This is a genomic window from Hyphomicrobium sp., from assembly GCF_019753045.1.
Lineage (GTDB): Bacteria > Pseudomonadota > Alphaproteobacteria > Rhizobiales > Hyphomicrobiaceae > Hyphomicrobium_B.
The window spans coordinates 1-20,935 of sequence record NZ_JAIELN010000005.1 but is presented as its reverse complement, the minus strand read 5'-3'; the positions used below and the strand labels follow the sequence as shown (position 1 = coordinate 20,935).

At 62.0% G+C, this 20,935-nt stretch carries 20 protein-coding genes; 11 read left to right on the top strand and 9 right to left on the bottom strand.

Annotation, left to right across the window (positions count from 1 at the left end):
• The first annotated feature begins 3 nt into the window (after positions 1-3).
• The 4 genes from K2Q04_RS05185 (at position 4) to rsmA (ending at position 5,962) form a co-directional block, all read left to right on the top strand.
• Positions 4-2,544 carry an LPS-assembly protein LptD gene (locus K2Q04_RS05185; protein WP_291160218.1) on the top strand — a complete coding sequence of 847 codons (2,541 nt, stop codon included), beginning with the start codon at positions 4-6 and terminating at the stop codon, positions 2,542-2,544.
• A gap of 140 nt (positions 2,545-2,684) precedes the next feature.
• Positions 2,685-4,019: a peptidylprolyl isomerase gene (locus tag K2Q04_RS05180; protein WP_291160216.1), complete on the top strand. Its 1,335-nt coding sequence runs from the start codon at positions 2,685-2,687 to the stop codon at positions 4,017-4,019.
• A 30-nt stretch (positions 4,020-4,049) separates the two neighbouring features.
• Positions 4,050-5,078, top strand: a complete 1,029-nt coding sequence (pdxA, locus tag K2Q04_RS05175; protein WP_291160213.1) for a 4-hydroxythreonine-4-phosphate dehydrogenase PdxA — start codon at positions 4,050-4,052, stop codon at positions 5,076-5,078.
• Positions 5,079-5,086: 8 nt separating this feature from the next.
• Positions 5,087-5,962 (top strand): 16S rRNA (adenine(1518)-N(6)/adenine(1519)-N(6))-dimethyltransferase RsmA, encoded by an 876-nt coding sequence (gene rsmA, locus K2Q04_RS05170; protein WP_291160211.1) that lies wholly within the window; start codon positions 5,087-5,089, stop codon positions 5,960-5,962.
• Here the strand turns inward: rsmA and gmk are convergent.
• The 9 genes from gmk to K2Q04_RS05125 form a co-directional block, all read right to left on the bottom strand.
• Positions 5,959-6,660, bottom strand: a complete 702-nt coding sequence (gene gmk / locus K2Q04_RS05165) for a guanylate kinase (RefSeq protein ID WP_291160208.1) — start codon at positions 6,658-6,660, stop codon at positions 5,959-5,961. The genes rsmA and gmk overlap by 4 nt on opposite strands.
• A gap of 1 nt (position 6,661) precedes the next feature.
• Positions 6,662-7,552, bottom strand: coding sequence for a YicC/YloC family endoribonuclease (locus tag K2Q04_RS05160; RefSeq protein ID WP_291160205.1), 891 nt, complete (start codon positions 7,550-7,552; stop codon positions 6,662-6,664).
• 92 nt (positions 7,553-7,644) lie between these two features.
• Positions 7,645-8,877, bottom strand: a complete 1,233-nt coding sequence (mltG, locus tag K2Q04_RS05155) for an endolytic transglycosylase MltG (RefSeq protein WP_291160203.1) — start codon at positions 8,875-8,877, stop codon at positions 7,645-7,647.
• Between the two features lie 269 nt (positions 8,878-9,146).
• Positions 9,147-10,409 (bottom strand): beta-ketoacyl-ACP synthase II, encoded by a 1,263-nt coding sequence (gene fabF / locus K2Q04_RS05150; RefSeq protein WP_291160200.1) that lies wholly within the window; start codon positions 10,407-10,409, stop codon positions 9,147-9,149.
• A 135-nt stretch (positions 10,410-10,544) separates the two neighbouring features.
• Entirely contained in the window at positions 10,545-10,787 is a 243-nt protein-coding gene (locus K2Q04_RS05145) for an acyl carrier protein (protein ID WP_013215676.1), read from the bottom strand.
• 396 nt (positions 10,788-11,183) lie between these two features.
• A complete protein-coding gene (gene fabG / locus K2Q04_RS05140) occupies positions 11,184-11,930 on the bottom strand; it encodes a 3-oxoacyl-[acyl-carrier-protein] reductase (RefSeq protein ID WP_092869513.1) in 747 nt (248 codons plus the stop codon).
• 10 nt (positions 11,931-11,940) lie between these two features.
• Positions 11,941-12,888: an ACP S-malonyltransferase gene (fabD, locus tag K2Q04_RS05135; protein ID WP_291160197.1), complete on the bottom strand. Its 948-nt coding sequence runs from the start codon at positions 12,886-12,888 to the stop codon at positions 11,941-11,943.
• A gap of 250 nt (positions 12,889-13,138) precedes the next feature.
• Complete coding sequence (locus K2Q04_RS05130; protein ID WP_291160195.1) at positions 13,139-13,654, bottom strand: VOC family protein; 516 nt, start codon at positions 13,652-13,654, stop codon at positions 13,139-13,141.
• A 145-nt stretch (positions 13,655-13,799) separates the two neighbouring features.
• Entirely contained in the window at positions 13,800-14,042 is a 243-nt protein-coding gene (locus tag K2Q04_RS05125; RefSeq protein WP_092869510.1) for a hypothetical protein, read from the bottom strand.
• Between the two features lie 369 nt (positions 14,043-14,411).
• Here K2Q04_RS05125 and rpsF point away from each other — a divergent pair, with 369 nt between their 5' ends.
• From rpsF to radA, 7 genes are all read left to right on the top strand, one after another.
• Positions 14,412-14,969, top strand: a complete 558-nt coding sequence (gene rpsF, locus K2Q04_RS05120) for a 30S ribosomal protein S6 (RefSeq protein WP_291160191.1) — start codon at positions 14,412-14,414, stop codon at positions 14,967-14,969.
• A gap of 3 nt (positions 14,970-14,972) precedes the next feature.
• The gene (gene rpsR, locus K2Q04_RS05115) at positions 14,973-15,227 is read left to right on the top strand and encodes a 30S ribosomal protein S18 (RefSeq protein WP_045836217.1); all 255 of its coding nucleotides are present in this window, start codon (positions 14,973-14,975) and stop codon (positions 15,225-15,227) included.
• 114 nt (positions 15,228-15,341) lie between these two features.
• On the top strand, positions 15,342-16,295 hold the full coding sequence (locus tag K2Q04_RS05110; RefSeq protein WP_291160189.1) for a DUF2232 domain-containing protein: 954 nt from the start codon (positions 15,342-15,344) through the stop codon (positions 16,293-16,295).
• A 38-nt stretch (positions 16,296-16,333) separates the two neighbouring features.
• Positions 16,334-16,906, top strand: coding sequence for a 50S ribosomal protein L9 (gene rplI, locus K2Q04_RS05105; RefSeq protein ID WP_291160186.1), 573 nt, complete (start codon positions 16,334-16,336; stop codon positions 16,904-16,906).
• Positions 16,907-17,055: 149 nt separating this feature from the next.
• Positions 17,056-18,567 (top strand): replicative DNA helicase, encoded by a 1,512-nt coding sequence (locus K2Q04_RS05100; protein ID WP_291160183.1) that lies wholly within the window; start codon positions 17,056-17,058, stop codon positions 18,565-18,567.
• Positions 18,568-18,589: 22 nt separating this feature from the next.
• Positions 18,590-19,732, top strand: a complete 1,143-nt coding sequence (gene alr / locus K2Q04_RS05095) for an alanine racemase (protein WP_291160178.1) — start codon at positions 18,590-18,592, stop codon at positions 19,730-19,732.
• A 4-nt stretch (positions 19,733-19,736) separates the two neighbouring features.
• A partial coding sequence (radA, locus tag K2Q04_RS05090; RefSeq protein ID WP_291160175.1) for a DNA repair protein RadA occupies positions 19,737-20,935 on the top strand: 1,199 nt, incomplete at its 3' end.

The window sequence follows — 20,935 nt, the reverse complement described above, 5'->3', positions numbered from 1 at the left end:
GTGATGCGTGAAGGGCGGATACCGCAAGAGGGTTGCGGGCCGTTAAGCGAGGGTTCCAGCCGCCGTCAGGTGCGCCGGGCCGCTCGTGCGCTTCTGCGCGCATTCCTGATCGCGGGCGTTGTTGCCACCGTCAACCTTGGCCATACCCGGCTTGCCTACGCTCAAGTCACCGACCAGGGCCTCAACGGCAATGGACTGAAGAAGAAGAACAAATCGTCGTTCGGTGCAGCGAATTCACCGGGCACGATCTTCGGCAAGGTCAATACGAATATCGATCGCGCGCAGCCCATGCGCTTGCAGGGCGACCAGCTGATCTATGATAAATCCGGCGATCGCGTTATTTCGCGCGGCAACGTTGAAATCTTCTACAACAACTACATCCTGACCGCCGATGAAGTCGTCTACGACCAGAGCGGCGGCACGCTGACAGCCGTCGGCAACGTCACGCTGAAAGAGCCCCAGGGCAACATCGTCCACGCCGACCGCTACACGCTGACCGATGACTTCCGCGACGGTTTCGTGTCGGCGCTGTCGATCGTCTCGGCCGACAAGTCCCACATCTCGGCCGACCGCGCGACGCGCCGCGAAGGCAACATCACCGAATTCGAGAACGGCAAATTCACGCCGTGCCAAAGCGATGGCAACACGCCTCCGCTTTGGTGCATCAGCGCCGCGCGCATCATTCACGATCAGGAAGCCGCGACCCTCACCTACCAGGACGCCTATTTCCAGATCTACGGACAGCCGATCTTCTATCTGCCGTACTTCCAGAGCCCCGACCCATCGGTTAAGCGCAAATCAGGTTTTTTGACCGCTGACTACGGCCGTTCATCGACGCTCGGCTACATCACCGGTATTCCCTATTTCTGGAATCTCGCGCCGAACTACGACGTCACGCTCGAGCCGCTCTACATGAGCGAACAGGGCCTGTTCCTGAAGGGCGAGTGGCGGCATCGTCTAGCCAACGGCGAATACACCGTCAAACTCGCCGGCATCGACCAGAATTTCAAAAATCTTCCGGGCGACCCTGCCGACAACCAGAAACTCGACGGCTTCCGCGGCAGTGTCGAGACGCACGGCTTGTTCTCGTTGTCGAGCTGGTGGAAATTCGGTTGGGATGCGATCATCGAAAGCGACGATCAGTTCCGCCGCTTTTATAAGCTCGATAGCATTCTCGTGACCGATCGCGTCAATCAGGTTTACCTGACTGGTCAGTCGGATCGGAACTACTTCAGCGCCAAGCTCTATCAGTTCGGCGGCCTGCTGACGGACGACACGCCGAGAACTGAAAGCTACACGCACCCCATCATCGACTACAATTACGTGTTCGCCGACCCGGTTGCCGGTGGCGAGCTCAAATGGAATACCAACGTCCTGAGCTTCACCCGCGCAGACGGCTCAACGACCGGCAGTCCCTCTAATCCCCGCCAGACCGACCAGAACATCAATCGGGTCATCACCGAGCTCAAATGGCGCCGCCGCCTGACCGACGCAATCGGCATCAGCTATACGCCGTTCGCTGATGTCCGGGGCGATATCTATGGCTACGATAACGTTACGAATCCTCAATCGGTAACAATCGTACAGACTCCCGATGGACCTGTTGTAGGGTCGTCCGAGCAATTCTCCTCGACGGTCACCCGCGGCATCGTCGATGGCGGCGTGCTTGTGTCCTATCCTTGGGTTGCAAACACCGACCGCGGCTCCCACATCATCGAGCCGATCGGGCAAGTCGTCGTGCACCAGGAAAGCCTTCCGCAGCGCCGGTTGCCCAACGAAGACGCGCAGAGCCTCGTTTTCGACGACACCAACCTGTTCGCGACCACGAAGTTTTCGGGCTACGACCGCATCGAAACGGGTACGCGCGTCAATGCCGGTCTACAGTACACTTTCCAATCGAATGACGGCGGTTATGCGCGATTCCTGGCCGGCCAGAGCTACCAGCTGTCGGGCGAAAACGCCTATCTGTTCCCGGGCCGGACCGATGACGGCAACTTCACCTTTAATCCCGCTAACGGCCTCGAGACGCGGAACTCCGACTACGTTCTCGGCGCCTATTTCGCCCCCATCGGCGATTTCAGGATTATTTCGCAGAGCCGCTTCAACCAATCCACGCTCGCTTTGAGGCGCCAGGATCTTGCTGCGGTCGCTAAATACGGACCGTTGTCGGTTCAGACCGGCTATTCATATGACGCCGCGGCCTTGTTCACGAACCCGGATGATCCCAACGTGATCGCAACGCCGACGCGCCTCGAGGAAATCCTCGGCGCGGCGACCTTGCAGCTGACCAACCGTTGGAGCCTTGGTGGTTCGACGCGGTACGACATCGAGACCGGCAATTTCCGCTACGATAGCGTCAGCATCAAATATGCCGATGAATGCTTCGTGCTGACCGCCTCCTATATCCAGTCGAACTACCAGGATCTCTCTATCACGCCCGACCAAACCGTCATGCTGCGGTTCGAATTTAAGCATCTCGGGGATTTTGCGGCGACGACCGGCAATCTCGACTTCAACATGGGCGGCGACCAGCGTACGAACTGACCCGGCCGTCGGCGTTCCGGCCTTCGAACCCAACGGGAACCGGATTTTGGCCACTCTTGATGTGGATAAGGCCCGGGCATCGGGCGTGGCTGCGGTATCCTGACTCCGCGCCGATTCGGACTTATGGATGTCGAAATAGCATGCTCTCGCCACGGACCATTGCCGCTCAACTTCCCTCGCTAGCTGGGCGATGCGGCCTGGCAGGCGTCGCGAGCGTCGCCTTTTCGTTCGCCGTCGCGGCTCAGGGAGGCACGGTTGCAGTAACCGGCGACGGTACGTCGTCTTTGCCGAAGCCAGCGGTAGGTGACACGGCCACAGGAGCCGCGACCGACCCGCAGGGCAAAGGCAAAAATCAGAAAAAGAAGTCGCCAACGGCAGCGGCCAGAGAGTCTGTCGGCGGCGATTCTACGCCCCCATCGAGCGACCAGCGCGCGATCGCCGCTCTCGTGAACGACGAGCCGATCACCGGCTACGAGATCGATCAGCGCGCGATGATGCTGAGCGGCTCGAATATTCAGAACCAGGCCAAAGCCAATTTCGAAGCCATCATCAAAAATCCGAAGACGTCCGAGCGGCTCAAGGCAATCCTTCAGGAAACGGTCAAGGCGAACGAGGGAAAATCGCGCGACGAGATCATCGCAATTTTTGAGCGCCGCAAGAAAGACTTTGGCATGAGCTTGCAGAAGCAAGCGTTCGAAAGCGCCAGGAGTTCAGCCCTGCCCGCCATGAAGAAGCAGGCCGTGGAAGAACTCATCGACGACCGGCTGAAGATGCAGGAAGCGAAAAAGCAGAGCGTCGTGATCGAAGATGCCGAAGTCGACCGCATCATTTCCGGCATTGCAGAACGAAATAAAATGACGGTTGACCAATTCGCAAAGCAGATGGGCGGCACCCTCGATCCGATCAAGACCCGCATCCGGGCCACCCTTTCTTGGAATGAAGTCGTCCGCCGCCGCTTTGGTCCGTTGATCAACGTCACCAACAGAGACGTCGATAAACTCGTCGCGGCCACATCCGTCGCCGGCAACGACGACGTCGAATTGCAGGTGCAGCGCGTCCGGATATCGATGCCGGTCAAGATCGACGAAAAGGGCGTCGCCGCGCGCATTCAGGAAGCCGATAAACTGCGCTCGAAGTTCACCGGCTGCCAGACGACTGCGGCCGCTGCGACCGGCGTCCCCGGTGCCACGTTCGAGGATCTTGGAAAACGCCGGCCATCGTCCCTTTCAGAGCCGACCCGAACACTGCTCGTCAACGCTGCCGACGGCGAGATGCTGCCGCCGAACGTGAGCGAAGGGGCGATCGAGCTCTGGGTCGTTTGCGGACGCACCGTGGTGAAAGCGGTGGACGAAAAGCGCAACCAGGCCGAAGGCGAACTCAAGCAGAAGGAATTTGAGCTGATGGCCAAGCGCTATCTCAAAGACCTTCGCGAGGACGCCCACATCGAGTACCGGATAAATGTCGGCTCCCGCTGAGGGGACGCGCGCGAACCTGGTACACGCCACATGACACTGCCTATCGCACTGACGATGGGGGATGCCGCAGGCATCGGCCCCGAACTCGCCCTCCAGGCCTGGAAAGATCGTTTCGTCGACGAATTGCCGACGTTCGTACTCTACGCTGACGTCGATCTGATGCGCGCAGTCGCTCGCTCGGCCGGCATCGACGCATCCCTCATCGTGCCCGTTCCGGACGCGTTGGCCGCCACGCAGATCTTCAATGACGCGCTGCCCGTCCTTCCAATTCCGCTCGCAGAACCCGCAAAGCCCGGTGCGCCCACTGTCGCCAATGGCCCCGCAACGATCCTCGCCATCCGCCGCGCTGTCGCCGATGTCGCCGCGGGACGAGCCTCCGCAGTCGTGACCAACCCGATCGCGAAGTCGGTGCTCTACGGCGCAGGCTTCGAGTTTCCCGGGCATACGGAGTATCTGGGCGCGCTCGCCGCGGAATTCTGGCCAGGAGAGCCGTCCGCCCCCGTGATGATGCTCGCCTCGCCGCAGTTGCGCGTGGTCCCGCTCACGATTCACGTCGCGCTGAAGGACGTGCCGTCCCTGCTGACATCCGATAAAATCGTCGAAACCGCACGCATCATGGCGGCATCGCTCAAACGCGACTTCGGTATTTCAAATCCCCGCATCGCCGTTGCGGGGCTCAACCCGCATGCGGGCGAAGACGGCGCGCTCGGCTCGGAAGATGCCGAGATCATACGGCCCGCCGTGGAGGCTCTGAAAGCGGAGGGGCTCGATGTGACCGGCCCCCACGCCGCCGATACGATGTTTCACGACGCGGCGCGAAAGACCTATGATGCGGCGCTCGCCATGTATCACGATCAAGGATTGATCCCGATCAAGACGCTAAGCTTCGACGAAGGGGTCAACGCAACGATCGGCCTGCCGTTCGTCCGCACCTCACCCGATCACGGGACGGCATTTGCAATTGCCGGCAAAGGGCTCGCTTCGGCGGCAAGCCTCAAAGCCGCTCTGAAACTCGCTGGCGAGATGAGCGCACGCAGATCTCTCGCGTCCGCAGCATGAAAGAGTCCGTGCCCCATCACCGTGAAGGTCCCGATGGACTGCCGCCGCTCCGCGACGTCATCGAACGCTACGGCCTCAGCGCCAAGAAATCCCTTGGCCAGAATTTTCTGCTCGACCTCAATCTGACGCGCAAGATCGCGCGCCTCGCCGGCGACTTGAGCGAGCGCACCGTTGTTGAAGTGGGCCCCGGACCCGGCGGCCTGACCCGCGCGCTTCTGATTGAAGGCGCAAAGCGCGTCATCGCGATCGAACGCGACGATCGCTGTCTCCCAGCGCTTGCCGATATCTCGGAACGCTTTCCCGGACGGTTGGAAGTCCACGCGGACGACGCCCTCGAAGTCGATTGGCCGAAACTGCTGGAAGGCGCTGGCCCCGTGACGGTCGCGGCGAACCTGCCCTACGGCATCGCCTCGCTGCTGCTCGTCAACTGGCTCGAAACCGAGCCTTGGCCGCCGTGGTACGACCGCATGGTCCTGATGTTCCAGCGCGAGGTTGCCGAGCGCATCGTCGCCACGCCGAAGTCGAAGGCCTACGGCAGACTTTCCGTTCTCGCGCAGTGGCGAACCGGGGCGAAGATTGTCCTCAATCTGCCGCCGGAGGCTTTCACGCCGCCGCCAAAAGTTGCATCAGCCATTGTCGAGTTTCGCCCGCGGGCAAAGCCGGAACCGGACTGCCGCGTTGCGACGCTGGCGCGCGTGACGGGTGCGGCCTTCGGTCAACGCCGCAAGATGCTCCGTTCGAGCCTGAAGCAATTGACGCCGTTTCCGGAGCTCCTTCTCCAGCGCGCAGGCCTCTCGCCCGAAAAGCGCGCGGAAGAACTCTCCGTTTCGGACTTCGCCCGTCTCGCTGCCATTCTAGACGAGGCCGGCGCGGCGAGCGATTAAAGCGCCGATTGCAATTTGCGAACGAAGTCGGATAGCCCCAGAAGACGTGCCCGCTTCAGCCGTTCCGCCGAGAGGATCGCCAGCGCCGCCGCCGTGCTCTGCTCGATCTCCGAGTTGACGATCACGTAATCGTATTCCGGCCAGTGGCTGATCTCGGAAGATGCCGCCGCCATACGCTTCGCAACGACGTCCGCCGGATCCTGTGCCCGCGATTTCAGCCGCCCCTCGAGCACGTCGCCCGATGGCGGGAGAACGAACACTCGCACGACGTCTCCCGGCATTTTTCCGGACAGCTGCTGTGCACCCTGCCAGTCGATATCGAACAGAACGTCCTTGCCCTGGCGAATAGCATTTTCGACCGGCGCATGGGGCGTGCCGTAGAAGTTGTCGAAGACGCGCGCCCATTCGAGCAGCTCGCCCCGCTCTTTCATTCTCTCGAACGTCGCATGGTCGACGAAATGATAGTCAACGCCATCCGTTTCGCCCGGACGCGGTTGGCGCGTCGTAACCGAAACCGACATCTCGATGTTGTCGTCGGCCGCGAGCACGCGCCGGGCAAGCGTCGTTTTCCCGGCACCCGACGGCGACGAGACGATGTAGAGCAATCCCCGGCGCGCGATGCTGGGCCCACCAACGTCCTTGTTATTAGGCCCGTTGTTTGAATTGCTGTTCGAATTGTCCGCGCTGTTTTTGGTCATTCTATTCGACATTTTGCACTTGTTCGCGAAGCTGGTCGATGACCGTCTTCAACTGCAGGCCGAGCCGGGTGACGTCGACTGCATTCGCTTTCGAGCAAAGCGTGTTGGCTTCGCGGTTGAATTCCTGCGCCAGAAAATCGAGTTTCCGCCCGACGGCCCCAGGTTCGCTGATGATATCGCGGGCGCCGGAGACGTGCGCGGCAAGACGCTGTAGTTCTTCCTCGACGTCGGCACGCGTCGCCATAAGCATGGCTTCCTGGTAGAGACGGTCTTGATCGAGTGCCGCAGTCGCCTCGAAGAGGCGAGCCATCGCATCCTTCAACCGCGCGACGATCGCTTCCGGCGACCGGGAAGGCGACGCACGCACCTCACCCGCCAAGCGTTCGATCTGGGTGAGCTGATCGCGAACGATCTCCGCGAGACGCGTGCCCTCGGCGCGGCGGGCTTCGCCGAGTTTATCAAGCGTGGCCTCGAGGCTGCGCAAGACAGCGCTTTCGCGCGCCGCACGCGCTTCGCTGTCCTCGACCGCCTGATCCGCCGTCTCGAGCACCCCTTTGATCATGAGGAACTGCGCCGCATCGGGCTTCGCTGCGCCGGATAACGCGGATACCCGGTCGGCGGCCTTCATCACATCGGCGAGCACGAGTTCGTTCAAACGCACGGAGCCGTTGCCCTGCTGCCGTTCGAGCGCGAGCGACAGGGCAATGCTTCCGCGGGCAAACCGCTTTGAAACGGCGTCGCGCGCGGCAACTTCAAGGCCCTCATAGCCGGGCGGCAGGCGCAGCCGAACGTCAAGGCCGCGGCCGTTGACGCTGCGCGCTTCCCACGTCCAAGCCAGGCCATCGGCCGAGCCATCGACACGGGCAAATCCCGTCATGCTGGAAATTGTCATAGGGAAAGGTCTCGTCGACGGGGATGAGCTAGCGGCGCGCAACTTAACGGGTCGCGTCGCCCCCGCCAACAGGAGTTGTGATCAGGTGCGATCTATTGCTTCTTCGGCTTCCGGACGGGCAAGGGAACATCCGTCGAATTCACCGAGGAAACGGGAGCAGCGGACCCATCGTCGGCGCCGTTTGCCGAGGGCGCCGGAGCTTGGCTCTTCGCGGATTTCTGCCCCTTCGTCGTGACCGGGCTCTTCGGCGCCGTATCGAGCCCCTGAGGGATCGGAACGGTGCCCGTGTCCGGATCGGCCGTGTCGCTCGCCCCCTGCTTGGCTTTCGACTGCTTTTCGACCTGCCGCCATTTCTGGACGGCCGAATTGTGATCTTTCAGCGTTTCCGAGAAAGTATGGCCGCCGGTACCGTCCGCGACGAAATAAAGATCGGACGTTTTCGCCGGATGCAGTGCGGCCGCTAGCGTGGATTTGCCCGGGTTGCAGATCGGCCCCGGCGGCAAGCCGTTGATCTGGTAGGTGTTGTAGGGCGACTTGGTATCGATATCGGTCCTCGTGATGCCGCGCCCCAGAACACCCTGGCCGCCGACGATGCCGTAAATGATGGTTGGATCGGATTGCAGCCGCATCCCCTTGCGCAGCCGATTGTAGAAAACGGCCGCGACCCGATCGCGCTCGTCCTGACGGCCCGTTTCCTTCTCGACGATCGAGGCGAACGTCACCAGCTCTTCAGGAGATCTGACCGGGAGATCGGGATCGCGCTGCTCCCAGAGTTCCGCCAAGGACTTCTCCATCCCGTCCCGCATCCGGTCCAGGATCTCGTGCCGTGAAGCACCCTTCGAAAAATAATATGTATCGGGAAGCAGCGTACCTTCAGCGGGAATGCTCGTGATCTCGCCGCTGAGGTTCGGCTCGGCCTTGAGCCGCTCGACGATCTGCTCGCTCGTCAGGCCTTCAGGTAAAGTCGCCTTGTAGAGGATCGACTTGCCCTCGGCGAGCGTATCGATCACCTCCCGCATGGAGGCGTGTTCCTTGATTTCGTATTCGCCCGCGCGAAGCTCCGTCGTCTTTCGGCTGCCGAGGAAACCTTGCAGCAGATAGCCGCCGACGAAGGTCCATCGATTGGTGATGACGCCTTCTTTTTCCAAGCGCTCGGCGATCGCGATACGGCCTTCGCCCTTGGGGATCACCACAGTGCGCGGCGCATCGAGCGGGCCGGGACTTTCGAACTGATGGACAATAGCGAACGCCGTTCCGCCGACGAGCACCATGACGATGAGAGCTACTGTCAGGACGCTGCTGATGACGCGGACGAACCCGCTCAATGCGCGCGACGGCTCACGGGCCTGAATGCCACGCGGACGGCCCGGCGCACGACCCGGCTCTAACCGTTCGGCGGGGCTTCGAGCTCCAGCAGTCCGAGACGTCCTGTTCCCGTCCGGCCGCTTTCTGTTTTGACTCATGATACCGCGAGCACCGTCATTGAAAGAGCGCTGCGTACGAGATTTATCGCCCCGAATTGCGCTGCTCCATCCCCCACCCGCGAGGGACGCTCAACGTAAAATGTGGCAAAAACCCGTACCCGCCGCAGCTTTCACGCGACGCGGCGGAGAACGAGCGACGCATTCGTCCCGCCGAAGCCAAACGAATTCGAGAGCGCGGTATTGATATCACGCTTTTGTGCCTTGTGAGGCACAAGATCGATGGCCGTCTCGACCGATGGATTGTCGAGATTGAGCGTCGGAGGAGCGACGTTATCGCGGATCGCGAGAACGGAGAATATTGCCTCGACCGCCCCGGCTGCACCGAGCAGATGGCCGATGGCCGATTTCGTCGACGACATCGCCAGCCGGCCCGCGCTGTTACCGAACAGCCGTTCAACAGCCTTGAGTTCAATCTCATCGCCCATCGGCGTCGAGGTGCCGTGCGCGTTGACGTAGTCGATTTCGCTCGGCGCAACGCCCGCCCGGGCAAGCGCGGCCTTCATGCAGCGGTAGCCGCCGTCGCCGTCTTCGGCAGGCGCTGTGATGTGATAGGCGTCCGCCGACATGCCGTAACCGATGACCTCGGCGTAAATCTTGGCGCCGCGCGCCTTGGCGTGCTCGTAGCTTTCAAGGACGACGACGCCGGCGCCCTCGCCCATCACGAAGCCGTCGCGGTCCTTGTCGTACGGCCGCGAACCTCTTGTGGGATCATCGTTGAAGCCGGTCGAGAGCGCGCGACAAGCGGCGAAGCCCGCCATCGCGATACGGCAGATCGGACTCTCCGTACCGCCGGCCACCATGACATCGGCGTCGTCGAGCGCGATGATCCGTGCGGCGTCGCCGATCGCATGCGTGCCGGTCGCGCAGGCCGTGACGACCGCGTTGTTCGGACCGCGCAAGTGATGCTTGATCGAAACGTATCCACCGGCGAGATTGATGAGACGGCCCGGTATGAAGAACGGCGAGACGCGGCGCGGTCCCTTCTCCTTGAGCAGGATGGACGTATCCGCAATTCCAGACAGCCCGCCAATGCCCGAGCCGATGAGAACCCCAGCGCGCTCCTGCGCATCGGAGGTATCGAACTTCAGGCCGGAATCCGCGATGGCCTGATCGGCGGCAGCGACCGCATAGATGATGAAATCATCGACCTTGCGCTGCTCTTTCGGCTCCATCCAGTCATCGGGATTGAACTTGCCCTCGGACGTGGCGCCGCGCGGAATGAAGTTCGCGATCTGGCAGGTTATGTCGGAAACTTCGAATTCCTCGATACGCCGTGCACCGCTTTGGCCCGCGAGAAGGTTGGACCATGAGGCCTCGACACCGCATCCGACGGGAGTGACGAGACCCAATCCTGTAATGACGACACGGCGCATCGATTTTTTCTTATTTCCCGTTTGCAGTGATTGCGATCGGCGCTGGGCGCGTAGAGGGGGCCGGTTGCCCAGCCCCCTCTGAATTCTGTCCGATAGGCGCAATTGCGCCAAGGACGAAAAGAAACGGCGACGCGCTTAAGCGGCGCTTGCGTTCTTTTCGAGGAACTTGACGGCGTCGCCAACCGTCAGGATGTGCTCGGCAGCATCGTCCGGAATTTCGCAGCCGAATTCCTCTTCGAATGCCATCACGAGCTCAACAGTATCCAAGCTGTCTGCACCAAGGTCGTCGATGAAGCTTGCATTGTCGGTGACCTTGTCGGCCTCGACCCCAAGATGCTCTACGACAATTTTCTTCACGCGCTCTGCGACATCGCTCATCGTCAATCCTCGTGTCTTTCTAATTTTTGGCGGCCTTTTATTGCTCGCCTGTTCGCCCTGCAGAACCCGCTATAAGCCGCATGACAGGATATCAACTTACGGGAAGTTTAGCCTGTTCGGATAGGGGTTCGCCCCGTTCAGAAGTCTTTTTTCGTTAGTCGCCGTAGCGTGAGTCTCAACGCTCGGCACCGTCTCCAACTTGTACGGCGCTGAGTTGTCCCCAGCTTCGCACAGTCCCGATGACGTGATTTCGACGCCTCAAAACCGTGGTGTCGTTAACACACTTCAGGAGCAATGCAAAGCACGTGGTGACGCACCGTTCAGCATCAGAATGCCCGACAGGCTCAAGGCCAATAAATCAGGCATTCTGGGCGTTTACCAATGCAGAAGGCTGAATCAAACCATTGCCATACCGCCGTTGATATGGAGCGTCTGGCCGGTGATATAGCCGCCCTCGTTCGAGGCGAGATATAAACAGCCCGCTGCCACATCCAGCGGCTCGCCGAAGCGTTGCGCAGGAATGATTTGAGCGATCTCGCCCTTCTGCTTTTCAGTCAGAACATCCGTCATCGCCGTCTTGATAAAGCCGGGCGCGATGCAGTTCGCCGTGATCCCGCGTGACGCGACTTCACGTGCGAGCGATTTGGTCATGCCGATCATACCGGCTTTCGACGCTGCATAGTTGCCCTGGCCCGGATTGCCGAAAACGCCCGAAACCGATGCGATGTTGATGATGCGCCCGTACCCGGTCTTGGACCGCATCATGTGGCGCGAAGCGGCGCGGCAAAGCATGAAGGTCGAGGTCAGGTTGACAGCGATGACGTCATCCCACTGATCGTCCTTCATCACCATGAAGAGATTATCCTTGGTGAGACCGGCATTGTTGACCAGGATATCCAGCCGTCCGCCGAGAGCCTTCACCGCCTCATCGACCAGCTTGCCGACGCTTGCACGATCGGCGAGGTCGCAAGGTACGACGTGAACCCGGTCGCCGAGTTCCTTCGCCAAAGCGTCGAGCGCTTCGACCTTGCGCCCCGATATCGCGACGGAAGCGCCAGCCTTATGCAGCACGCGCGCAATCTCTGCGCCAAGTCCGCCGGTGGCGCCCGTAACGAGCGCAGTTTTGCCGGTCAAATCGAACATTCAGATCTCCTTATTGAGTGAGTGCGGCGATCGCCGCATCGATATCGGCCGGTGTTCCAACACTCATCGCGTTGACACTTGGCGCTGTGCGCTTGACGAGCCCGGCCAGAACCTTGCCTGCGCCGATCTCGTAGAAATCCGTCACCCCGGCCGCAGCCATCGCCGCGACGCATTCACGCCAGCGAACAGTGCCCGTAACCTGCTCGACGAGGCGCTTTTTGATGTCGTCCGGGTCCGAAATGGGTTGCGCCAGAACGTTTGCAACAACGGGCACTGCAGGAGCGCGAACCGTAACCGACGCCAATGCTTCAGCCATCGCATCGGCGGCAGGTTGCATAAGCTTGCAATGGAAGGGCGCCGAGACCGGAAGCGGCACCGCGCGCCGGACGCCGAATGCCTTGCCGATCTCCGCCACCCGGTCGATCGCCGTCTTGTGGCCGGAGAGCACGACCTGCGTCGGCTCGTTATCGTTCGCGACCTGGCAAACGTTGCCCTGCGCGGCCTCGGCGGCAACTTTCTCGGCCACCTCGATCCCGACGCCGAGAAGAGCCGCCATCGCGCCAACGCCGACCGGCACGGCTTTCTGCATGGCCTGTCCGCGGAGCCTGAGAAGCCGCGCCGCGTCTGCCAGCGAGAACGCTCCGGCGGCAGCAAGCGCCGAATATTCCCCGAGCGAATGCCCGGCGACGAATTTCACATTGTCTGCGAGAGAGAAGCCGCGCTCGTTCTCGAGAACCCGCATCACCGCGACGGAGACAGCCATCAAAGCGGGTTGCGCGTTTTCCGTCAGCGTGAGGGTCTCTTTCGGCCCTTCCCAGATGATCGCCGACAGCTTTTCACCCAGCGCATCGTCGACCTCTTCGAAGACCGCGCGTGCCGACGGAAAAGCATCCGCTAACGCCTTGCCCATGCCGACGTCCTGGCTGCCCTGCCCTGGAAAAACGAATGCGCGTGCCATCGTTAGGAAAATGACCTTGTGCTGGATTGCCGGGACGCACCCCCACGGCGAGATTTGGCGGCCTTAGTCCACCCCTACCCTGCCGGTGTCAAGAGACGCAGGGGATAGACCAGTCCGCACGCGCCCGGCCACCGGTTCTCCAACCTGGGAGAGCCGTCCGGCGCAAACGAACCCCCGCGCCCGGCGGCCGGCTCCCCGCAGGGGAGTCGCCGGGCGCAAACCAAAAGGCGCCGGGCGCAAACAAAAAAAGCTAGACCGGCTCACGCAGGAGATCGTCAAGGTCCAGGGCCCGGGTGAACATCGCGATATTCCCGACCTCATCGCGCGGCCACTCGGATTCTGGACGGTCCCAATAGAGCTCCACCCCATTTCCGTCCGGATCATCGAGATAGAGAGCCTGACTCACGCCATGATCGCTGGCGCCGGTCAACCGGACGCCTGCGGAGATCAGCCGTCGCAACGCATCCGCCAACGCCGCCCTTGTCGGGTAAAGAATGGCGACATGGTAGAGGCCGGTCGTACCCGGAGGCGGCGCGCTCCCCCCTCGGCTTTCCCAGGTATTGAGCCCGATGTGATGATGATATCCGCCCGCGGAAATGAAGGCCGCTTGGCTGCCGAAACGCTGCATCAGCTCGAAACCGAGCACGCCACAATAGAAATCGAGCGCTCGCTGAAGATCGGCGACCTTGAGATGAACGTGACCAATTCTGACGCCGCTGTCGATCGGCGAAGGCGCAACAGTTGTTGTGCGAGGCTCATCCGTCACGGGTAAAACTCCCAAATTATCCTGAGCCAGGAAATGGGCGGGTTGCATGCCGAAGGCAAGCCTTGGCGTTCGCTCTCCCAGCGCCAAAAAAAAGCGCCGCGAAACCGCGGCGCCCATGTGAAGGCGGATTGCAGAGTGGCTTAGTTCAGCCTTCGACGGTTTCGACTTCGCAAAGCTCTCCATCGATCAGGTCAAAGAGAACATCGGTGCCCGATGCTTCGGCCTGGGCAAGGGCTTCCACGAGGCTATCATCGATCGGCGCCACCTTGAGAGCTGCGACATCCGATGCACCGTTTTCCTGCATCGACGCCTCGCCTTCGCTTTTGGCAGTCGCCTCGTCGTCCTCGACCGCCCAGATCGTTTCCTCGGTATAGGCTGCAAACTTCATGTCTTCTCGTCTCCCTTCACGCGCCGGGACCGTCCCCCGGCACTCCATCTAGGCCATGATTCCAGCGCCGGGCGGGTGACAGTTACGCGGCTATTGAGCAGAAATAGACGCGGAAGCGGGCCCACGGACCGGGTTGCCGTCTGCCCAAATTCCTGTATAAGCCCGGTTTCCCGTCGGCAGGAGGCTGAACGGGGGCTTGGGTTGTACCAGCTGAATAGCCGGTCGAGCCCAAGGGGCGCTTCGCGCGCTGTCCCCCAGTGTCTTCTCCTATTTGGTACCAGATTGGCCTTTCTCGGCCTTTTGGGGCTTTGCGCCGGCGGAAAAGCTGACGTCGAAAGACGTTGAAACTCAAACCGAAAGGCCAACCGTATGCCGCTCTATGAGCATACATTCCTGGCGCGCCAGGACATTACCCAGGCCCAAGTTGAAGCCCTCATGAAGGAATTCCAGGGCATCATCGAAGAAGGCCAGGGCTCAGTCACAAAGCAAGAATACTGGGGTCTGAAGAACCTCGCGTTCAAGATCAAGAAGAACCGCAAGGCGCACTACGCCTTCTTCAACATCGATTCCCCGCCCGCAGCCGTCGCTGAAATGGAGCGGCGCATGGGCATCAACACGGACGTCATGCGTTTCATGACCGTCCGCGTCGAAGAGCTCGAGACCGAGCCGAGCGTCCAGATGCGCAAGCAGGATCGCGACGAGCGCGGTGATCGCGATCGTGGCTTCGGCGGCCCTGGCGGCGGCCGTGGCGGCCCGCCCCGCGGTGATCGCGGATTCGGCGGCGGTCGCGAAGGCGGCTCCACGTTCCGCTCGCGTCCTCCCCGTGAAGGCGGCGCACCTGGCGGCGATCGCGGTCCACGTCCCCCGCGTGAGGGCGAAGCGCCCCGCGCACCCCGTCGTGATTCCACACCTGGCTCGGAGGGCTAACCAATGGCTGAAATCGCCTCTTCAGGCGGCGGAGCCCGCCGTCCGTTCCAACGTCGCCGCAAGACCTGCCCGTTCTCGGGCGCCGGCGCACCGAAGATCGATTACAAGGACGTCCGTACGCTCGGCCGTTATATCTCCGAGCGCGGCAAGATCGTTCCGAGCCGCATCACGGCTGTCTCGGCGAAGAAGCAGCGCGAGCTGGCACGCGCCATCAAGCGCGCACGCTTCCTCGGCCTGCTGCCTTACGTGATCAAGTAATACCGAAGGCGGAGCGGCCCGAGTGTCGCTCCGCCTCTCTTTCTTTCAATACGTTGGGTCGGAACGGGTAACCGGATCTGGCTCTAACCGCACAAATCGCGGGACAGCAAACGAATGCAGTCGAAAGCTTTCATACTCGCCCTCGCCGCCGGATTGATCTCGGCGGTCGTCTTCGCGTCAGCGACGACCGGCGCTTTCCTGCTCCGCATCATTCTCTTTCTGCTGACGCCGCTGCCGATCTATCTGACGGGGCTAGGCCTCGGCCCTGCTGCAGCCGGCATCGCTGCAATCACAGCAACCGCGATCGTATTGTTGATCGCCAATCCGCTCGCCGCTCTCGTCTACGCCATCAGCACGGCGGCTCCCGCAGTCGTCTGCACGCGTCTCGCGCTCCTCAGCCGCGTCGAGGGAGACGAACGCGAATGGTATCCGATCGGCCGCGTTGTCGTTGCCGCCGCGATTTTCTCGGCGGTCTTTGCGATGCTCGCCCTCACGCTGATGGGCGGCGACGTCGAAACGCTGACGAAATTGTTGCGCACCGTCGTTGAAAGTTTCGTCAAGACCGAGCTCGCGCAAGTGCCGGGCGCTCCCGCGATCGGCCCGGGCGAGATTGATTCCATCACGCGCTCGACGCTGACATCCTTGCCGTGGGCGCTGGGCCTTCTCTCCATGGGAACGATCCTGCTCAATCTGTGGCTCGCCGGACGGATTACGCTCGCCTCGGGACGCCTTCAGCGGCCATGGCCGGATCTCGCGGAATTCGCGATGCCGGCGAGCGCGGTGTTCGTGCTGCTGATTGCGATCGCACTGTCGTTTGTCGATGGGATGGCAGGACTCTTCGCGGGCGCAGTCGCCGCGCCGTTCACGTTCGCATTCGCTCTTGTCGGCCTTGCGGTCGTTCATTCACTGACGCGCGGCTCGCCATGGCGGACGTTCATTCTAACAGCTCTCTACACCGGCCTCGTGTTCCTCCCCTACATCGGCCTGCTGCTCGCAGTCACCGGCTTGGCGGAAACGGTCTTTCACTATCGAACGGCCGGCCGGCCACCTGAAACACCTTCCACCTGACAATTCGACTTCAACGCATCCAACAGGAGCTTCAAACTATGCAAGTCATTCTTCTCCAGCGTATCGGCCGCCTCGGCCAGATGGGCGACATCGTCAACGTCAAGGACGGCTACGCGCGCAACTACCTGCTTCCGCAGAAGAAGGCGCTCCGCGCAACGGACGACAACAAGAAGGTCTTCGAAGGCCGTCGCGCACAGCTCGAAGCCGACAACCTCGCTCACAAGTCGGAAGCTGAAGCCGTTTCGGCCAAGCTCTCGGGCAAGACGTTCGTGCTCATCCGCGCGGCCGGAGACACGGGACAGCTCTACGGCTCGGTCTCGACGCGCGACATCGCCACCGTGATCACCGAAGGCGGCTTCACCGTCGACCGCAACCAGATCGTTCTCGACAAGCCGATCAAGGCGCTTGGCCTGACGCCGGCCCGAGTTCAGCTGCACCCTGAAGTCGTCGCCACCATCGATCTGAACGTCGCCCGTTCGCAGGACGAAGCCGACAAGCAGGCTCGCGGCGAAGACGTTGCCGTCGTGAAGGAAGAAGCGCTCGAGCTCGAAACCTTCAATCCCGACTCGGCCTTCGAAGCCGGCGCTGCCCCGGACGACGAATCAGCCTGAGCGTAGCCGCATAAATACTGGGTTGCTTGGTCGTGGCACGATTCCCACGGCCAAGCACTTCCAGAGAGGCATGTTGATATCGGGGATGCTTTACGGGTTGCATGTCCCCAGTCCGCGAATGCGACGCGGAATCTGCTAAGCCTCCTCGCATGGCAAATCCCGCATTCCTCCACACCGAGAAGCTGAAGCAAGTATCCTCGGCGGACGAGGCGCTGACCTTCCGTCAACCGCCTCACAATCTCGAAGCCGAACAGGCGCTTCTGGGTGCAATCCTCGTCAACAACGAGGCGCTCGACCGCGTTTCCGGCTTTCTGTCTCCCGAACATTTCTTCGATCCGCTGCATGGGCGAATCTACGAAACGCTGGCGACCCTCATTCATGCGGGCAAGACGGCGACGCCGATCACCGTCAAAACATTCTTCGAGAATGTCGAGCCGATCGACGCGAACATGACCGTGCCGCAATACCTGGGCCGTCTCGCAGCCAACGCAACGACGATCATCAATGCCGCCGAGTACGGCCGCACGATCTACGATCTCTCAACGCGCCGCTCGCTGATCATCATCGGCGAAGACTTGGTCAACACCGCCTACGACAGCGCCGTCGACCACCCGCCGCGCGCGCAGATCGAGGAAGCGGAAGGCCGCCTCTACTCGCTCGCCGAGCAGAACAAGTACGGCAAGGGATTCGAGACCTTCAAATCCGCGCTCATCACCGCCGTCGAGATGGCGAACAGCGCGTTCCAGCGTGCCGGCCATCTATCGGGCGCGTCGACCGGCCTTTCCGATCTCGACAACAAGCTCGGCGGCTTGCAGCGGTCGGATCTCATCATTCTCGCGGGCCGTCCGTCGATGGGTAAGACGGCGCTCGTAACGAACATCGCCTACAACGTCGCCAAGGCCTATCGGGGCGAACGCCAAGCGGACGGCACGATGAAGACGGTGGACGGCGGCGTCGTCGGCTTCTTCTCGCTCGAAATGTCGTCCGAGCAGCTCGCGACGCGTATCCTTGCCGAGCAGGCGGAAATCAGCTCGGAAAAGATCCGGCGCGGCATGATCGACGAGAATGAATTCCGCAAGCTCTCAGAAGTCGCGTCCGAGATGTCGCGTATCCCGCTTTTCATCGATCAGACGGGCGGCATCACGATCGCGCAGCTCTCAGCGCGGGCGCGAAAGCTGAAGCGCCAGCACGGCCTCGATCTTCTCGTCGTCGACTACCTCCAGCTGCTCGCCGGATCGAAACTGAGCAGCAGCGCCAACCGCGTGCAGGAAATCACCGAAATCACGACGGGTCTCAAGGCGCTCGCAAAGGAACTGGGCGTACCGATCATCGCGCTCTCCCAGCTTTCTCGTCAGGTCGAGCAACGCGAAGACAAGCGGCCTCAGCTTTCCGACCTTCGTGAATCCGGCTCGATCGAGCAGGACGCCGACGTCGTGATGTTCGTCTTCCGCGAAGAATATTACGTCGAGCGCACGAAGCCTGCCGAAGGAACGCCCGAATTTGCCGATTGGATGACCAAGATGAGCCTGGTATCGGGCAAGGCCGAAGTCATTATCGGCAAGCAGCGTCACGGGCCGGTCGGTACCGTCGAACTGGCCTTCGAAGGCCAGTACACGCGCTTTGGCAATTTGGCTCGGGACTATATGGTGCCCGAGCGTTAAGAGATCGGGTGGAAACGGCAAGATGACGGTCAATATGCGCATGCCGGAAAGCCTAGCCAGCGCCACCGGTACGATCACGGTTGACCTCGCGCAGATCGTGACGAACTGGCGGGCGCTTGCAAACAAGGTCGCGCCGGCCCAGTGCGCAGCCGTGGTGAAAGCCGATGCCTATGGCCTCGGAGCCGAGCGCGTCATCGCCACACTGGCGCGAGCAGGCTGCACCGCCTTTTTCATCGCAACGCCCGATGAAGCCGAACTCGCACGCAAGATAGCGCCTGACGCCCACATCTATGCCTTGGACGGCCTCGTCGGAAATTCCGCTGCGGCATTCGACCGGCTCAACGTAACGCCGGTCCTTTCCACCCTCGACGACGTCGTCGCCTGGTCCGCGCTGAGCAGGGCGCGCGGCGCAAAATTGCCTGCAGCCCTCCACATCGACACGGGCCTCAACCGGCTCGGGCTGCCTCTGCGCGACGTTCGCCGTCTTGCAGCCGAACCCACCATGATGTCGGGCGTCGAACTCAAGCTCGTGATGAGCCATCTCGCCTCCGCCGACAATCCGCGCGATCCGAAAAATCGCGACCAGCTCCTGGCGTTCGAAACACTCTCGGCGCTGTTCCCCGGTGTTCCGCGAAGTCTCGCCGCGTCCGACGGATTGATGCTCGGAGCCGCTTACCATTTCGATCTTGTGAGGCCCGGTTACGCGCTCTACGGCGGGCAGGCATCGCAAAGCTCACCGGCACCGGTAAAGCCCGCAGTGACGGTGGCAGCGCGCATTCTCGCCGTCGCCGATGTCGCTCCAGGCGAGACTGTGGGCTACTCGGCGACATGGCGCGCCAGACGTCCGAGCCGGATTGCGACCATCGCTGCAGGCTACGCCGACGGCATTCCGCGCAGTGCTAGCGCCCCCGACGGCCGGCCCGGCGGCCACGTTCTCATCAGCGGCCATCTCGCACCGATTGTCGGGCGCGTTTCGATGGACCTGATCACCGTCGACGTCACCGATCTACCCGAAGGCGCCGCAATGCCCGGCGAATTTGCGAAGCTCATCGCTGAAGGACTGACGATCGAAGACGCGGGCTTCGCGGCCGGCACGATCGGCTACGAAATCCTGACGCGGCTCGGGCATCGCTTCACGCGCCTCTACCTCGACGACAACCCATAGCAACATGGCCAAAGCCTCTCGATCGTCGCTCTACGTCTGCCAGTCCTGCGGAGCGACCTCCACGCGCTGGGCGGGGAAATGCTCCTCTTGCGGCGAGTGGAACGCACTCGTCGAAGAGACGGACGCCGGGCCGCCGCCTGGCGCCGGCGTCACGCGGCAAAGCAAGGGACGCGTCGTCAAGCTCGAGACACTCAAAGGCGAGGCTGAGGAAGCACCGCGCTTCTCGACCGGGATCGCCGAGCTCGATCGCGTGACCGGCGGTGGCGTTGTGCCAGGCTCCGCGATCCTGATCGGCGGCGAACCTGGAATAGGAAAGTCGACGCTCTTGCTCCAAGTCGCAGCCCACGTGGCGCGGCGTGGCGGACGCGCGGTCTATTTCTCCGGCGAAGAAGCTGTCGCTCAGGTCCGCCTGCGCGCTGGGCGGCTGGGTCTTGCCGACGCTCAAGTCGGGCTCGCGTCCGAAACCAATCTCTCGAACATTCTGGCGACGCTCGGAGAGGACCGGCCGCCCGATCTCATCATCATCGATTCAATACAGACACTGTGGGCAGACACGCTCGACGCAGCGCCGGGCACCGTAAGCCAGGTGCGCGCCGCCGCTCTCTCACTCATCCGCTATGCGAAGATGGCAGGCGCCGCTCTTCTCCTCGTCGGCCACGTCACCAAGGATGGCCAGATCGCGGGTCCGAAGGTCATCGAGCACATGGTCGACACCGTGTTGTACTTCGAAGGTGATCGCGGCCTCACCTATCGTATCCTGCGCGCCGTCAAAAACCGCTTTGGGCCGAGCGACGAAATCGGCGTGTTCGAGATGGTTAGCGGCGGCCTCCAGGAAGTCGCCAACCCGTCCGAGCTTTTCCTGGGCGACCGCGACAGCCGCAGCCCCGGGGCCTCGATCTTTGCTGGCGTCGAAGGTACACGCCCGCTGCTCGTCGAAATTCAGGCGCTTGTCGCACCTTCTGGGCTTGGAACCCCGCGCCGTGCTGTCGTCGGCTGGGACAGCAACCGGCTGGCCATGCTGCTGGCGGTGCTCGACGCCCGTTGCGGCGTCTCGTTCAGCAGTCACGACGTCTACCTGAACGTCGCCGGAGGCCTCAGGATCGCCGAGCCTGCGGCCGATCTCGCGGTGGCGGCGGCGCTCGTCTCCTCCCTGTCGGGAGCGGTCTTGCCGGCCGACGCCGTCTATTTCGGCGAGGTCAGCCT

Bases quoted from the DNA above. Each gene is read 5' to 3' on its own strand.
- K2Q04_RS05125 (WP_092869510.1), bottom strand. From the start codon at position 14,042: ATGAAGTTTGCAGCCTATACCGAGGAAACGATCTGGGCGGTCGAGGAC.
- rplI (WP_291160186.1), top strand. From the start codon at position 16,334: ATGCAAGTCATTCTTCTCCAGCGTATCGGCCGCCTCGGCCAGATGGGC.
- K2Q04_RS05145 (WP_013215676.1), bottom strand. From the start codon at position 10,787: ATGAGCGATGTCGCAGAGCGCGTGAAGAAAATTGTCGTAGAGCATCTT.
- rpsF (WP_291160191.1), top strand. From the start codon at position 14,412: ATGCCGCTCTATGAGCATACATTCCTGGCGCGCCAGGACATTACCCAG.
- K2Q04_RS05160 (WP_291160205.1), bottom strand. From the start codon at position 7,552: ATGACAATTTCCAGCATGACGGGATTTGCCCGTGTCGATGGCTCGGCC.
- rpsR (WP_045836217.1), top strand. From the start codon at position 14,973: ATGGCTGAAATCGCCTCTTCAGGCGGCGGAGCCCGCCGTCCGTTCCAA.
- alr (WP_291160178.1), top strand. From the start codon at position 18,590: ATGACGGTCAATATGCGCATGCCGGAAAGCCTAGCCAGCGCCACCGGT.
- K2Q04_RS05185 (WP_291160218.1), top strand. From the start codon at position 4: ATGCGTGAAGGGCGGATACCGCAAGAGGGTTGCGGGCCGTTAAGCGAG.
- fabD (WP_291160197.1), bottom strand. From the start codon at position 12,888: ATGGCACGCGCATTCGTTTTTCCAGGGCAGGGCAGCCAGGACGTCGGC.
- K2Q04_RS05110 (WP_291160189.1), top strand. From the start codon at position 15,342: ATGCAGTCGAAAGCTTTCATACTCGCCCTCGCCGCCGGATTGATCTCG.
- K2Q04_RS05180 (WP_291160216.1), top strand. From the start codon at position 2,685: ATGCTCTCGCCACGGACCATTGCCGCTCAACTTCCCTCGCTAGCTGGG.
- fabF (WP_291160200.1), bottom strand. From the start codon at position 10,409: ATGCGCCGTGTCGTCATTACAGGATTGGGTCTCGTCACTCCCGTCGGA.
- pdxA (WP_291160213.1), top strand. From the start codon at position 4,050: ATGACACTGCCTATCGCACTGACGATGGGGGATGCCGCAGGCATCGGC.
- gmk (WP_291160208.1), bottom strand. From the start codon at position 6,660: ATGACCAAAAACAGCGCGGACAATTCGAACAGCAATTCAAACAACGGG.
- K2Q04_RS05100 (WP_291160183.1), top strand. From the start codon at position 17,056: ATGGCAAATCCCGCATTCCTCCACACCGAGAAGCTGAAGCAAGTATCC.
- fabG (WP_092869513.1), bottom strand. From the start codon at position 11,930: ATGTTCGATTTGACCGGCAAAACTGCGCTCGTTACGGGCGCCACCGGC.